At 44.4% G+C, this 15,854-nt stretch carries 11 protein-coding genes and 1 pseudogene; 6 read left to right on the forward strand and 6 right to left on the reverse strand.

The window, feature by feature from the left end:
• Position 1: 1 nt before the first annotated feature.
• The 6 genes from nikD to ACH97_RS12600 all read left to right on the forward strand — a co-directional run bounded on the left by nikD (position 2) and on the right by ACH97_RS12600 (position 6,305).
• Positions 2 to 820 (forward strand): nickel import ATP-binding protein NikD, encoded by an 819-nt coding sequence (gene nikD, locus ACH97_RS12575; RefSeq protein ID WP_020452338.1) that lies wholly within the window; start codon positions 2 to 4, stop codon positions 818 to 820.
• Positions 821 to 861: 41 nt separating this feature from the next.
• Positions 862 to 1,680, forward strand: a complete 819-nt coding sequence (nikE, locus tag ACH97_RS12580; protein WP_020452339.1) for a nickel import ATP-binding protein NikE — start codon at positions 862 to 864, stop codon at positions 1,678 to 1,680.
• A gap of 254 nt (positions 1,681 to 1,934) precedes the next feature.
• On the forward strand, positions 1,935 to 2,765 hold the full coding sequence (locus tag ACH97_RS12585) for a MerR family transcriptional regulator (protein WP_206761307.1): 831 nt from the start codon (positions 1,935 to 1,937) through the stop codon (positions 2,763 to 2,765).
• Between the two features lie 60 nt (positions 2,766 to 2,825).
• A complete protein-coding gene (locus tag ACH97_RS12590) occupies positions 2,826 to 4,181 on the forward strand; it encodes an MATE family efflux transporter (RefSeq protein WP_048350538.1) in 1,356 nt (451 codons plus the stop codon).
• 409 nt (positions 4,182 to 4,590) lie between these two features.
• Entirely contained in the window at positions 4,591 to 5,493 is a 903-nt protein-coding gene (locus tag ACH97_RS12595; RefSeq protein ID WP_235442591.1) for an AraC family transcriptional regulator, read from the forward strand.
• Between the two features lie 17 nt (positions 5,494 to 5,510).
• On the forward strand, positions 5,511 to 6,305 hold the full coding sequence (locus ACH97_RS12600; protein WP_020452343.1) for an SDR family NAD(P)-dependent oxidoreductase: 795 nt from the start codon (positions 5,511 to 5,513) through the stop codon (positions 6,303 to 6,305).
• 82 nt (positions 6,306 to 6,387) lie between these two features.
• On the opposite strand, the pseudogene ACH97_RS12605 reads toward ACH97_RS12600, so the two are convergent.
• From ACH97_RS12605 to ACH97_RS12630, 6 genes and pseudogenes are all read right to left on the reverse strand, one after another.
• A pseudogene (locus ACH97_RS12605) lies at positions 6,388 to 8,173 on the reverse strand (phosphatase PAP2 family protein).
• A 262-nt stretch (positions 8,174 to 8,435) separates the two neighbouring features.
• Positions 8,436 to 9,263, reverse strand: coding sequence for an alpha/beta hydrolase (locus ACH97_RS12610; protein ID WP_020452345.1), 828 nt, complete (start codon positions 9,261 to 9,263; stop codon positions 8,436 to 8,438).
• A 405-nt stretch (positions 9,264 to 9,668) separates the two neighbouring features.
• Positions 9,669 to 10,904, reverse strand: coding sequence for a cytochrome P450 family protein (locus ACH97_RS12615; RefSeq protein ID WP_020452346.1), 1,236 nt, complete (start codon positions 10,902 to 10,904; stop codon positions 9,669 to 9,671).
• Positions 10,905 to 11,348: 444 nt separating this feature from the next.
• A complete protein-coding gene (locus ACH97_RS12620) occupies positions 11,349 to 12,236 on the reverse strand; it encodes a sulfite exporter TauE/SafE family protein (RefSeq protein WP_020452347.1) in 888 nt (295 codons plus the stop codon).
• Positions 12,237 to 12,627: 391 nt separating this feature from the next.
• The gene (gene xynB, locus ACH97_RS12625; protein ID WP_020452348.1) at positions 12,628 to 14,229 is read right to left on the reverse strand and encodes a xylan 1,4-beta-xylosidase; all 1,602 of its coding nucleotides are present in this window, start codon (positions 14,227 to 14,229) and stop codon (positions 12,628 to 12,630) included.
• A 52-nt stretch (positions 14,230 to 14,281) separates the two neighbouring features.
• Positions 14,282 to 15,655 (reverse strand): MFS transporter, encoded by a 1,374-nt coding sequence (locus tag ACH97_RS12630; protein WP_020452349.1) that lies wholly within the window; start codon positions 15,653 to 15,655, stop codon positions 14,282 to 14,284.
• Between the last annotated feature and the right edge of the window lie 199 nt (positions 15,656 to 15,854).

Raw genomic sequence — 15,854 nt, forward strand, 5'->3', positions numbered from 1 at the left:
GTTGGGAACAGAACAATCAACAGTACTTCAAGTCAGAGATTTGCATGTGCAGGTTCACAATCAAAAAGGAAATTCAACTATCGTTCAAGGGATTAATTTTGAACTGAAGCGCGGACAGGTTCTTGGTTTAATTGGTGAGAGCGGTTGCGGAAAAACGGTAACGAGCATGTCTATTCTTCAGACGCTTGATCCAAAAACAACCAAGGTGGAAGGAAGTATTGCATTGCGGGGCCGGGAATTGAACGGATTAGCAGAACAGGACATGCGTAAAATCCGCGGCAAAGATATAGCCTATATTATGCAGAATCCGATGAACGCTTTTACACCCGTTTTTACGATCGGCCAGCAAATGATCGAATCGATTCGCTCTCATACATCTTTTAGCAAAAAACAGGCGAAAGAGCTCGCGACCGAAGCACTGCATCATGTAAACCTCCCCCACCCCGCTAAACTTTTGCATTCTTACCCTTTTCAATTAAGCGGCGGAATGCTTCAACGGGTCATGATTGCAATTGCAGCATGCCTGGAGCCGGCCGTTCTTATTGCGGATGAACCCACAACTGCGCTCGACGTGTTTAATCAGAAGACGGTGCTGAAATATTTAGACGGCTTGCGATCTGAATTCGGCACGGCGATTTTGCTTATATCTCATGATCTGGGCGTCATTGCTGAAATGGCCGATGAAGTCGCTGTGATGCAGAATGGGAGAATTGTAGAAAATGGAGATGTGTTTCAGCTGTTTGATGAACCAAAACATGACTATACAAAGAAGCTGTTAAGTGCACGGTTGACTTTGCCAATGGATCAACTTGCCACTTGAGTCAGTATGAAGAAGACCTGCATTTGATATGGGGTGAACAAGTGAGTTTATTACAAGTGAAAGACGTCACTCATCATTATACGGCGCGCAAATTGTTCAAATGGAAAGCTCCATCGAAACAAGTCCTTTCCAATGTCAGCTTTTCAATTGAAGAAGGCGCATGTCTGGGCATGATTGGACCAAGCGGAGCCGGGAAAAGCACATTGGGAAAAGTGATGCTCGGTTTGGAACGGCCGCAATCAGGCCAAATCTTTTTTCAAGGTCATGATCTATATAAAGCCGAGCAATCCATCCGGCGGAAAATCCGCCGCGACCTTCAAGCTGTTTTTCAAGACTCATATTCTTCCGTCAACCCGCGAATGACGGCGGAACAAATCATAGCAGAACCGCTGGAAAACTATGAAAGGCTCACAATCGCCGAGCAAAAACGGACCATTATCGAGCTGTTGGAAAGAGTAGGCTTAACTGAAGAGGATTTAACAAAATATCCGCATCAATTCAGCGGCGGCCAATTGCAGCGAATTAATATTGCAAGAGCAGTCTCGCTCAAGCCGAAGCTGATCGTATTGGACGAGTCTGTCAGCAGCCTGGACATGGTAACCCAAACGCTTATATTGGATTTATTAAAAGAGCTCAAAAACGATTTTGGAATGTCGTATTTCTTTATAACGCATGATTTAAAAGCCGCCTATCAATTAAGTGATACACTAGGTATTTTAGATCACGGCCAATTGACCGGGCTTTACGAGAAAGATCGGTTTTTAAAGTCAGATCACCCGGTTGTAAAAGAAATGAAGCGTTCCATACTGGCAGAGCATCCGCGATTTCGTTCGATCGGAACAAGAGCGCTTCAGCAATAAACTTGCCGGGACCAATTCAAACCTTTTCTCTGAAATGAGCTTCTTTAATTCACGTTTGTGAAAAATAAATGAGGGCTTCCAATCATGAAGCCCTCATTTATTTTTGAAAATCTATCATTTGGCGTAATGCCCCTTTTAGAGGCTGCGGTTCCTTGTTGACCAGGCATGCATTTTCACCTAATGTCAATAGTAGGCTTAAGATATACATCCGATAACCCTAAAAAAAGTTCACATACCAACAAATGAGGTGAAAAATGGTGAATAATCGATTCCGCGTGGGAGAAGTAGCACGGCTTTTCAAGCTGCCCGCATCGACTCTGCGTTACTATGATGAAATCGGACTGTTCAAGCCAAAGTATACTGACCCTGAAACATCCTATCGATATTATGGTGTTGAACAATTTCAGGTTCTGGATACCATTATTTTTTTAAGGAAAAATGGATTTTCGTTAAAAGACATTCAGCATCAGTTAGATAAAAGGACTCCGGAAACGACGATGGATATTTTGAAGAAGAAGCTTGAGGAAGTGAGGATGGAAATTTGCCGGCTCCAACGCAGTGCGGCGAGGATCGAAAACAAAATTTCCACAATCGAAGAAGGAATAAAACTTGCCGGTCATCCTGCTTTAACATTTCAGTATTTCCCAAAACGGCCTGTTTCCTATCTGTATTTTGACAAACCTGTCGATCTGATAGAGGAAGGCGACGACATCTATTTAAAGGATAGAGAAACGCTTTCGAGCCAGTCGATCGAGAATAACGGCTTCTTCACCGGAGACATCGGAACGATCGTGGATATGGAAAGCTTGAAGCAAGAAGGACCTGTAAAATACATCGGCTTATTTGAATTGCTGCACGGCGAAAACAGCAATGAATATTTAAACGAAGGTTTGTATGCAAGCTATCCTCATATTGGCCCCTACGAGGACATGAGAAAAAGTTATCAGCTTGTTTTACGTCAGCTGAAAGAGAAAGGATATAAACTTGAAGGAATCCCCGTTGAGATTTCCGTTCTTGATGAGGCTGTCATCAAGGAGTCCGATCATTTTGTCACTTTAATCCAAATTCCGGTGACAAAGTTTTGATTGACCTTCAAGTAACTTGAAGGTTTAGAATACTCCTGTAGCTCATTATAGGAGGAATACATGATGACAGAAACACATCAGCAGCTAATGAAATTACCAGTTAATCAAGTGTTTTTTAAATATTTCATCCCTGCAACGCTTGGATTACTCTTGTTGTCAGCGAATATTTTAATTGATGGCCTATTCGTTGGAAATGGGATTGGAACCGCAGCACTGGCTGGAGTGAACCTTTCCTATCCGGTCATTTCTTTGATTATGGCCATCTCTCTGTGGGTTGGGATAGGCGGAGCAACGAAGTACTCTATCAGCATCGGGGAGAATCGTCCTCAAAAGGCAAGCAGCGTTTTTTCTCTGGCTCTCTTCTCTACACTAATCATCAGTGCGCTTTTAGGGGTGTTCGGGCTTTTCAATATTCAAGCCATTTCCCTATGGCTTGGCGCTAACTCCGACACCTCTTCTTACGTCATAGAGTACTTAAACATCATGTTTTTATTCGGCTGGGTCATCGCATTAGAACAGGTCTTAAGTATTTTTGTAAGGAATGACGGCAGTCCAAAGCTTTCGATGATAGCTCTTGCAACAACATCGATTGTGAATATCATTCTGAATTTTTATACAATCATGATTTTGAACATGGGGGTAACAGGTGCTGCGATTTCAACGGTGCTTGGCGGATTCGCCGGACTGCTTGTATTATCCCTGCACTTCTTTAACCGTCAAGCGCAACTGAGAAAGCTGGCGTTTCAGTGGTCCCGGAAATCCCTTCTGCATATCTTTGCCATCGGGTTTCCAAGTTTTCTGGCGGAGGCCGGGCTCCTCATATTTGTAACAGGGTATAACCTGGCGATGTCCGAATTGGCAGGCACGGGAGGGGTCGCTGCCTTCTCGGTCATCAACTACCTTCACGGGTTTATGTTCCTGTCCTTCTTCGGCATTGAAATGGCGCTTCAGCCAATGATCAGCTATTATCATGGTGCTGAAGAAAGCGAACGAATCAAAAGCAGCATGAAGATTGGGGAGAAGACCGCTGTTATCCTGGGAATTCTTTTGCTCGTTATCGGTTGGGTGGCTGCACCGTTCCTTGTAGGTTTATTCGGAATAGAATCAACCGAAATCCAGGAGCTGGCCATCGATGGAATCCGCCTATTTTTTATCGGGTATATCTTCCTTGGCTATAACTTTGTCTATATGAGTTACTTTCAATCCATTGGCCGGGCCGGCTCATCGGCTTTGATCATCATATTGCGAAGCTTCGTGTCCCTTCTCATCCTGCTTTGGATTTTGCCTAAGTTTATTGGCGTCACGGGAGTTTGGCTATCCTTGCCGCTTTCCGAGTTTTTTGTCGCCGCCCTCCTCTTTTTCATGACGAGAAAACATGTGATGAAAACAGGAAATCCCGTGTTTGGCAAGGGATGATTTTACAGCCGGGAGTTTCCTCCCGGCTTGTTTCCTATATCTAAGGACTGCATTCATCAATTGAAGATTCAAACAATAATACTTGTCCCTCCTATTTGAAGGTAATGATAGAATACAGGCGCCTGCCTGTCACAGTCTTCGTACGCTGACACGTTCGGCGTAATCGGCAAGTTAAATGTCGTCCTTTGCTAGTTACAGTCCGACAATGGATAGGTAAAGTTATAACTGTCCCGCCAATAAGGCAGGATGGAATGACGACCAAGTGAGCGAAGGTGCAGAAAGTTAAAGGAGTGCTCATACGTATGATGTCTCATAATCGAATTAAATTCCCGGCAGGTTTTGGGCGGGATTGCGTCACTTAGGAATTAACGCCTCTGACGTGCTCCGAAAAGCCCAGCTGCCGCTCACCATGATGACTGAACCAGTTGTCACCGCCGCCCAATACCTCGCGATCTGGCAGACGTATTCCGATCTCGTTGATGATGTTTCCAAAGGAATCATCAAGCTTGCGACCGGCTTTGAGCCGGCACATTACCCTCCAGCCGTATTAGCGGCTTACCATGCTCGTGACTACCGCGACGCGCTAAAGCGAATGGCCCGCTATAAACAATTGTGCCCTCCCGAAAGCTTGCGTATCACCGAGGAAAGTGAGCACTGCACAATCGAACTGGAATGGTTGGATGATAAGCAACCCGGTCCGCCGCTCTTGATTGGCATTACACTGGCATTTCTTCTGGAACTCGGGCGCCGGGGTACAGGTCAGCCGTTGACAGCGAAGTCGGTCGAGTTTGCACACCCAATGGGCGACATGCAGGCGCTTGAAGCATACTTCGGCTGCCGTATCCGGAGCGGTGCAGATCGGAATCGGCTGACGCTGCATCGAGGAGATCTGGACCGCCCCTTTGTCTCGTATAATGCAGAGTTGCTGGAGATTCTGACTCCCGTGCTGGATCAATCGTTGAATGATCAGCAAAATAGCCTTTCAATCACTGAAGTGGTCAAGTGGATCATGAAACGCACGCTCACAGGAGGGCACCCAGACATTCAGACTGTCGCGGGCGAATTGGGAATGAGCGGCCGCACCTTGCAGCGCCGGCTTACTGATGAAGGCACTAGCTTCAAACAGCTGTTGATCCAAGTCAGACATGAGCAGGCGCGGGAATACTTGGCAGACCCTTCGCTCGATATTAAAGAAGTGGCCTTTCTGATCGGATATGAAGATCAGAACTCGTTCTACCGGGCCTTCCGCCTCTGGGAAGGCGAGACACCTTCTAATTGGCGTAAGCAAACCCGGCTGAATGGACTTAACTAGAATAGGAGAAATGTTTGATGGATATGGGATTAAAGAACAAAACAGCTTTAGTTACAGGATCGACGAAAGGGATAGGAAAAGCCATCGCTATTGAACTTGCCAAAGAAGGTGTTCATGTCCTCATTAACGGACGAAATGAGGAAGAGGCAGAACGAACAGTCAATGAAATAAAATCAGCTTTTCCTGCCACCTCTCCCCAAAACGCCGCGGCTGACATCGTGGATATTAGGCAAAGGGAAGCTTTATTTAAAAAATACCCTCAAATCGATATTTTAATAAACAATATGGGCATTTATGAAATCATGGAATATGAGGACGTTGACGATGAAATATGGGAAAAATACTTCCGCACCAACGTTCTGGCTGCAAACGGTTTAACTAAATTTTATTTGCCTAAAATGCTGAAAAGTGATTTTGGCCGCATCATCTTTATTGCAAGTGAAGAAGCGATGATGCCTTCAGGACAGATGCCTCAGTATTGTATGACAAAATCAATGCTATTATCATTGTCAAAAAGCTTATCTAAATTAACAATCGGAACAGAAGTGACGGTCAATACGATCATGCCGGGGCCGACGCTCTCTGAGAATGTGAAGCAAATCATTGAGGGAATGTACCCTGATGAAGGAATGACTTTTTCAGAAAAAGAGAAGAAATTCATGACCACAAACCTGCCTCAATCCGAAATACAGCGATTTATCAAACCTATTGAAATCGGCAGACTGGCGGCATTTGTATGCAGTCCTTATGCATCTGCATTTAAAGGGTCTCCGATCCGTATGGACGGGGGAATGGTGCCGACTATTTTTTAAGATCTCCTGTTCAAGATAGACTTCGTCAAAACGAAAAACAAGCTGGCGGCAGTAAGCGCCAGCTTGCAGCTTATGATGAAGATCAGCTTCTCCCCTTTTGATCAAGTTTCAACTGAATACTGTTGGACTTATAGATGATCTTCACTTTATACTTGCTTGGCAATCCTCTGGTTTCGACGGAAGAAAATGAGCCATGACGCTTGCGGAAGGTTATGACCGCCGATCCATCAGCCGGAACGTAATTGTCTGTAAAATTGAGACGTAATGTCCCCTTTAATCTTGCTTTTCCTTTAATTTTCAACTGATCTTTTTTACCGCTGAGATGAAGTTCAAGTATTCCTTCAGCAGATTGTTTGTAGTCTCCCCCGATCATCAGTTTTCCCGGCACATCTTCCCTAAGGGTGCCTCTTCCCAGTGAAACATCACCTCTCCCGAAAGCTGTCTCCGAACCGCCCTCAAGCGTCCCTTGATCAATCCGTGTACCGCCGGAATATGTATTTTTCCCTTCCAGCTTCAAAGTGCCTGTCCCCTTTTTGGTCAGCTTTCCAGCGCCGGAGATGTCGTTGCGCCAGCGATCCGTTGCATGGAAGCCGCCTTTGGCAGCATCCATCTTCACGGTAACATCTTTGGTCAAAGCACCATACCCATCTGCGGCGGAAAAGAGATTAAGCCTTCCCCATCCTTCCGCATCATCAAGAACAGGATAGCCGGCCGGAAGACCGGTAGTGGCTAAAATCAAACGGCGCTGCTTTTTATCAAGGTAAGGAAAACGCGTTTCCAGCAGGACTTCGGCTCCCTTTGGAACTGCCATTAGTTTAGCGGTTGTCTTCATTTGACGAAATCCATATGTCAATCGTTCCGTATATTGTTTTTTATTCGTTTCATAATCGCTGTATCTGTCTTCGCCTGTACCGGTTTGCGTTAATAGTTTACGATGAGCTTCATCATAAGCCGTTTTCTTCAATTTTTCATTGTCGGGATCGGACAGGATCGCAGCCGACAACGCTGTTGCCATGACCCTTCCCCCCCATAACGTCCAGCGGGGAATGCATACCGGCAACAATCCGGTTATGACCGAGTTCAGAAGCGCGAGTCAGCAGCTCCTGATAACGCTCTGGTATCGCATAGGCCATGGCAAAAGCGCTGAGATATGCGGCGTTCGTATGTCCGCTTGGAAAACCTCCGTCTTTGTTCGGATCAGGATTGATGACGGGAATAAGCGTTGGAACAATGATCGAATTGTCTTTCCAGCGAAACGGACGGGGATAATTGAAATAGCCTTTAGCCGGATTCGATGAAGAATAGTTGCCGCGTAAAGTATTGACCAAGCTCACGACATGTCCAAGTTCCGAACTGGTGCTGCCTGAATTGGTTCCTTCATCATGATATTTTTTTATCGAGGCATCTGCCGGGATGCTGATGATCGTTGTCGTCGCTCCCGCGTTCATTCGATAGACGTCAGCAAGCTTCCCGAGGCCGTCAATAACACTGTAGCTCTGGCCCCTCCGATCATCAAAATATGCAGCATTTTCCTCAAACATCATGCGGTGTTCAGCAATATCCACGACTTTTTGGATGTTGGCATCCAACACTCTTCTGTTCAGTTTAGTACCGGCATTCCACGTCTTTCCGGGGATCCAAAGTTTATTAAATTCGGAAAGCACCCCGATGACTGGATTGGATTCCACCGTCATATTAGCAGAGATATTATTTTTGTAATGATCTACGAAAAATCCGGAAGACTGCGGCGAAGCTGCAGTTGTTGGTTTAGTTGCCGCGCTCGCATCGCCTACAACCAGAGAACTTAGAAGAAGTGCCAAAGAACAGACAGCTATCAGTAAATGCTTCCTCATCCTTAATCGTTTCATTCTCACATCATATCCCCCTAGCTCTTAATCTCCCAACCATCAAGTTCTATATGATCGTATCGTAAATTTGTTAAATCAAATGGCTTGATTTAATTAATGTTTTGTTTATATTTTGGGATTTTGCAGATTGATGCATTATGAGTGAGGAGGGTAACAAGTGTGAGAAAGGCCGGATTTAAAATTCAGGCCTTTCTCTGCTAGTTTAACAGCTGTTTATACACTTTCAACCAAGTGCATAGGAGGCTAAATCGGCCTGTTTAGTCTATTTATTTTCCTTCTCTAAAAACGCCATAACCGCTTTTGTCAGATTCTGTGCTTCTGCCGGCGCATCCGGTGAGCCGAACATCTTATTTAAATCACTGTGAGATAAGCTGTTGACCCGATACACAAAATCCGTTGCTTTCGCTTTGTTTACGGTTTCCGCGAATTTGTAGACGGCGGGGTCTTCCCAGCGGGTCACAAGATAGGCAGGCGGTAATTTTGAGTTGTTGATGTAGGAGAGCGGCGATGCTTCTGTCCACACCTTTTCGTCTGTGCCGAACACTTTTTTATAAGACGGGATCGCTTCGATGAATCGTTTCATATCCAAGGGTCCATCTAAAACCACAATCGAATTGAGCGAGGCCGGCGTGAGGCCGACACGATTTAAATATGACGGATTTGCGGCAATTAAGGCGGCCAAGTGCCCTCCTGCCGAATGTCCCATAACATTAATTTTTGACGGATCGATTTGATATTCATCAGCATGATCCATCACCCATTTAACGGCCTTAGCCGCATCATCAGCCATCTCTTCATACTGAACATCGGGATGAAGCCGATAGTTGACAGATACGAAAACATAGCCGTTTTCCGTGAACAATGCCGGCTTCGAAGCAGCCCTGCTTTTGTCGCCGCTTGTCCATCCTCCACCGTGAAGATAGATGAGAACAGGATGTTTTTCATCCTCGTTTGTTTGCGGTGTATAAATATCCAATGTTTGTCTGTCGTCTTTTGCGTAATGAACATTTTCAGCATTCTTGTTTGAAGTACAGGCGATCAAGCCAATACACAGAATCGCCACCCCTGTCCATTTGATGAATCCTCTCAAGTTTAAAAACACCTTTCTTCTTTAGCCAGTATATTTTAAAACGTCTCACGGAACATTCCGGGAATGCTCATCTGTTAATCAGTTTTAAGGCGGCGGAACATTAGCATATGTTTCTAATTATAAACAGAAACAAGAAACTTACAAATTTTAAAATCAATAAGAAAAGTTAAAGCTGTTGTGCAGTAAACTTGCGAGGAAAATATGAGAGGAGGCATTCGTGAAAGCGAACATGAATAACAATAGACGATTAAGCCGGCAAGAGGAGTACTCCCCGTCATATCGGGGAGTACGATTTTTATGAACCTTGTAATAGATGAATGTCTCATAATCTGATGTTCTATTTTCAAGATGAAAACATCCCATGCTTTTTCTTCGGCCGAAATGACAGATCGCAAATCCAATCATTTAAAAAGATAATGGCAGTTCATCTAAAGCTCTCATCAGAAAATTGCCTTTCCATTTGATCTGCTCCCTTTCGCCTTTGATCTCTATATGTTCAAAGCGGCGCAGCAAGGTTTGAATGGCAATTTTGGCCTCCAATCGGGCAAGCGGTGCGCCCAGGCAAAAATGGCTGCCATAGCCAAAGGCAAGGTGGCGGTTATCCTTTCTTTCAATATTAAAGCGGTCGGCATTCGGGAAGACCGTGTCATCGCGGTTGGCCGAGGCTAATGAAATGATGATCACATCTTTTCTCTTCATCTCCTGCCCGTGCAATGTAAACGGTTCGGCCGCCCAGCGCAGAGTGGTCAATTCCACGGGGCTGTGAAATCTGAGCGCCTCTTCAATGGCTGAGTCGATTAAATCTGCGTTTTGATGAAGCTTTTCCAGTTGCTCAGGGTGGTTCAGCAAGGCAAAGGTCATATTGGTTATTAAGTTTACCGTTGTCTCATGTCCTGCAACGATAAGGAGCATAATTGTCGAATACAGCTCTTCTATGCTTAATGTCGTTCCTTCGCTTTCTGCCTGAATTAATGCACTGACTAAATCCTCAGCCGGCTCGTCCCTTTTTTTGCAAACCAAATATTCCAGGTATTCAGCAAACTCGCCTATTTTATGCTTGTATTCCTCCAGGCTTTCGGGCGTGTCAGAAAAATCAATAACCGCCTGGGACCAAACTCTGAATTTTTGCCGATCTTCAAGCGGAATACCAAGCATCTCGCTGATGACAATGATCGGCAGCGGGAAAGCGAAGTCGTCTACAAGATTCATGGAATGATTCGGTTCTGCTTGATCCAATAAAGAATCAGCGATTTTTTGGATTCTGTTCTCGAGCTGTAAAACCATCCGGGGAGTAAATGCTTTCTGTACAAGAGACCGCAAACGGCCGTGGTCGGGGGGATCTGAGTTGAGCATATGCTTTGATAAAGGTTCTTCATTTTCCAGAGCGGAGAAGTTCTCTAATTCTTCTTCAGTAAACACATTTTCGTAATTTTTCTTCATTCTTGCATCCTTTAATATATGGACCGCATCCTCGTACCTCGTAATGAGCCAGCCTTCGCCCAGATCCCCCATCGATACGGGATAGACAGGACGGGAAGCGCGTAATCGCTTGTAAAATTCGTACGCTTCATCTTTAAATGCCGCAGAAGACAATTCTCTCTCAGTTAATATGGCGAAGCTCTCCTCTTGTTTTGAAGACATACATCCTACCTCCATCTCTATTTTTGTAAATAACAGCCTGCACCGGAATGATAAACCGCGATAGTGCGTTAGGCTATTCACATCCACTCATTCACAAATATTATAATTCCAGGAAAACCCGCATTCAATCGGCAATCAAGCTGGAGATGTTCATTAATAAACACCTTCCGCATTCATTGTTTAGAAATGAGACGGGGAATGCAAAAAGAGGCATGAAAACAAGTTGAGACCGGCGCTATGCCGATCTCGCTATAAGTAAATTTAAAAATAAAAAGTCCTCTTAGTTTACAGTTCCTTTTCAAGGAACGGCAGTCTAACAGGAGCCCTTCGGTTGTCCGATCGGAATGTATTCGTTTGTTGACGGCCTGAAGTTCTTCCCTTCTCTTGCTTATCGACTTCCGCATCTTTTTTAAAACGCTCATGATATCTGAAGCCGTCGCAAGATTATTGATTTAATGCTTGAGCAGTTTGATCACTTGTTCTTATTTTTACAACAATATATACAATAGCTGATATCCAAACTGCGATGATTCCAATATAAATAGCCGGATATAATGCTGTTTGATTGATCCACGAATGGACAAGCGTTCTTGTGTTGACGAGAATGATCAGTCCGCCGACCAGAACGCCCATTAATCGGGCATGCACCTTCTGCACCAGCCAGGCGGCAATCGGAGCCGCAATAATTCCGCCAATCATCAATGCACCAACCCACAGCCAATTGACTTCTTCCCAGCCGAGAGAAATGAAAAATCCTAACGTTGCCGAAACGGCAATAGCAAACTCGCTTGTGTCAACAGTACCCACTACTTTTCTCGCACTGACGCCTTTTTTGGATAACAAAACTGGAGTGGCAATCGGCCCCCAGCCTCCCCCTCCGGTTGCATCAGCAAAACCCGCGATTAATCCCAGGGGAACGGCTTTTTTTCTCGAAAGGCTGATACCGCTTTTTTGCTCTCCTATTTTAAACATGAATAGAAATCGAGTGAGCACATACACGCCGAGGACAAGCAGAAATATTGAAATATAAGGTTTCGCAAGCTCGCCCGGAATGTTGCTTAAAAAGGAAGCGCCGAGAAATGCCCCGAGTGATCCCGGGATGACGAGTCGTTTGACCGTTTGTTTATCAACGTTTCCAAACTTTATATGCGACACACCGGATGCCGCGGTTGTGACGACTTCCGCCAGGTGAACGGATGCTGACGCAACCGCCGGTGCGATGCCGAAGGCAAGCAGCAATGACGACGATGTCACCCCGTACGCCATCCCTAAGGCGCCATCTATCAGCTGCGCAAATAATCCTATCAAGACAAACACAATCAGCTTTTTCATGTTGGCCTCCCACTTCAATTGGTTTATTTTTATTGTTAAATATAATCTATACTATACCTACCTGTAAAGTGGGAATTTGAAAAATATAAATTTTTTGTATTTTTCATCGACACCAGCAAAAAAGAGCATATGCATGCAAAATGAGCGCCTATCCCCCGGTCTTTTGTCTTATGGATGTTCATTAATGAACACCTTCTGTAATCATTGTTTAGTAATGAAGTTTAATTTGAAAGGTTCATAATGCATCTGCTCCTTTTGCGTTTCACTTACCCCAATGCGAGCGAGGATGACAACTTTTAAATTAACCGAGGAAGGAAAGAGGCATTAAAATGGGAAGGGAAGAAAACAAATTTGAACCGCTCCCGATTGTCGGGAGCGGTATTTTGTTGACTCATAGCTCTTTGTACATAAAGTAATCAAAATCGGCATGTTGATGTGCTCCGCTTGTATCTTGGCATTGCATTCCCACAAAAGCTCCGGTGAAGAATCCTCCTCCGCGCACATAATCATCTGACAGTTTTTTAGATTCCAACGGGATCTCAATTTTATACCAGTCTTTTTTATTAAAAGAATAGGAGTAATAATATGTTTCCCATTCGACATTTACTCTTAAATAAACATATTGTATGTCCCGCGGGATGACAATTTTGTCTTTTATCGGCTGTGAGAATGTAAAATTATCGCATATCGTTACATCCAAAATGCGCCCAAGGTCTTCATCATAAGTCACTTGAAGAGCCGTCCAGTTTTCGGTGTTGTAGTAATTCACGAGTCCCGCGGCTTGCTGAAAGGTCTCCGGGTTGAAATCAACAGCAGTCTCCGCTGTAAAACGGAGGCTTTGCCAACGCCTGGCTACAAACGCCTGGGTAAATGTGGAGGTTAGTGATTCACGTCCATATAAACGTAAATGATTCGGCCTTTCAGTTAATGATCCTAATTCTTTCGTAAAGGGAATCCGCAATGTCTGAAAGTTCATATTTAATGTCCGATCAGCAAATTGATCGACTTCCTGATAGGTCGATGGAAATTTTGTTTCAGATATGCGGGGCGCTTCCACCTCCACCCTCCCCTCTTTTCCGCCTGCCACATAAGGCCAGCCGTCTTTCCACTCTAATTTTTGAATCGCGGTTTCTCTTCCCAAAGGACAATATCCTCTTTGGTGAATAACCGAGTCATCAGCAGGATGAATAGGACGCCCGGTTAAGTGAGCTAAATACCACTCGCCTGTATGCGTTTCCACAATTGATGCATGTCCGCATTTCTGCAACGGATTCCGAGGTTCGTGCCAAGACGTTAAAATTGGATTGTCGGGGTGAATCTCATATGGTCCTTCGATATGTTTTGAACGGGCAATTGTGGCGGCATGCTCGTAACGGGTCCCGCCTTCCGCTGTCAACAAATAGTAATAATCCCCGATATGATAAAGGTGCGGCGCTTCAGTCAGTTTAATATCTGTGCCTTCAAAAATGATTTTCGGTTGATGGATAAGCCTTTTTTCGCGCACGGAAAATTCCTGCATCACAATGCCTCCGAATGAATGGCGGCCGATCCGGTGATCCCACAGCATATTTAACAAATATTTTCTTCCGTCGACATCATGGAACAATGAAGCATCGAAGCCGGAACTATTTAGTTGAATCGGCTCCCCCCAATCTCCATCGACGGTTTCGCAAGTAACTAAATAGTTATGACAGTCTTTCCAGGCTCCATCCACAACTTTTACATCTGTATATATAAGCCAAAACTTTCCTTCACTGTAACTTAGACAAGGCGCCCATACACCGCCTGAGTCGGGATTCCCTTTCATATCCAATTGTGAAACCCTCTGCAACGGATGTGCAATTAAACGCCAATTCACCAAATCTTTTGAATGATGGATTTGCACTCCTGGAAACCATTCGAAGGTGGATACTGCGATATAATAATCTTCCCCTACTCTGCATATGGATGGATCCGGGTTGAAACCTTTAAGCACCGGATTGATAATTTTCATCTTTATTCCTCCTCACGGTTGTCTTTAAAATGTATATTTCCACTGAAATTCTTCATAGAGTCCAAGTCACTTTATCTCTATTCTCTAATTCACGTACGACTTTTGCATATTTTTCATCGCTTAAATTGTAAAAATTAATGTCGATCATAGCCAATATAAGGAAAATAACCGGAACTACAGTTGTCGTTAATAATATCCCTGTCAACGCTTCAGGTGTTTGGACCTGGCCTGCGGCATAGCGGAACTTCTCCAATATGAGTCCTGGAACGATTCCGCCGAGTGCCATGCCAAACTTGAAAAAGAAGCCGATAATCGCATAAATCAATCCACTCAAGCGTTTCCCTGTCTTATATTCGCCATATTCGATTGTTTCAGGGATAAGCGCCCACATATATCCCCCGGCCGTCACGCTTCCAACTGCGGCAATGACCCGAAAGAAGAGCACCAGAAACACATTGCTTGGCGGAACAATGAGAATGGCTAAAAGTCCAATGATATTTAATAATAAAGCGGCATTTAATAGCTTTCTCTTTCCCAGCCACTTATTGATTCGGGGTATAAACGGCAGGATGGCCAATGCAGGAAGGCTTCCAAGCAAGCCGTACCATTTCACAAGATCGGCTCTGCCTACATTGTACGTCATGTAGTAGATGCCGACGGAATTGCTTATCGAGTTGACGCCAAAAATAATGATAAAGAAAATGCTTAAAACGACTAACGGACGATTCACCCGGAATTGCTCGAATAGATCGGAAAATTTAATTTTTTCTTCGGACATTGGCAGAGTGACCCGTTCTTTTGTACTTTTAAAACAAAAGATTAATAGACAGGCGCCAATTATCCCCAGCATGCTCATCGTCAGCTGCCAGCCAAGAGCCGTGTTTCCTGTCGTATCACCTAAATAAGTAGAAAGTAAAGGAACAAAAAAAGATACGATGAGTCCGCCAAGATTTGCAAAGACCATCCGAACCGAAGTAATGCTGACGACCTCTTGATTATCTCTCGTCATCGCGGAGGTTAATGCGCCGTATGGAACATTTATCGCTGTATATGTGAGTGATAAACCGACATACGTGATATAAGCGTAGATTAATTTTCCGGTATCTGAAAAATCAGGGGTTGTAAAACAGAGGATGGCAAGTACAGAAAGCGGAAACGCGCCGAACAGCAGATACGGCCTAAACCTCCCGAATCTGCTGTTTGTTCGGTCTACTAATGTTCCGATAAAAGGATCGGCAAGCGCATCAATGATTCGAACAATCAGAAACATTGTTCCAGCGGCAGCGGCTGATAAACCATAAACATCCGTATAGAAAAATAACAGATATGTAGAAACCGTGGTGTAAATTAAATTACATGCTAAATCTCCAGAAGCATAACCGGATTTCTCATACATACTAACTTGGTTTACATGTCCACCCGTCATGATTCTTACCTCCTCCACAGCCTTTCAAAACGGCTTTATGATAAGTTTTTATGAAAGCGCATACATTGAACCTGGCAAACGGCCTTTCAGCCGAAGTGAGACAGATGCTTCACTCGTCAACCACGAATACTAGATTGTAGGTTTATGTCATCTTATCACCTCCTTTTTCCAATTTCGCAAGAATCAGATTTCGAAGGTT

Origin of the sequence: Bacillus paralicheniformis, from assembly GCF_001042485.2 — a bacterium.
GTDB lineage: Bacteria > Bacillota > Bacilli > Bacillales > Bacillaceae > Bacillus > Bacillus paralicheniformis.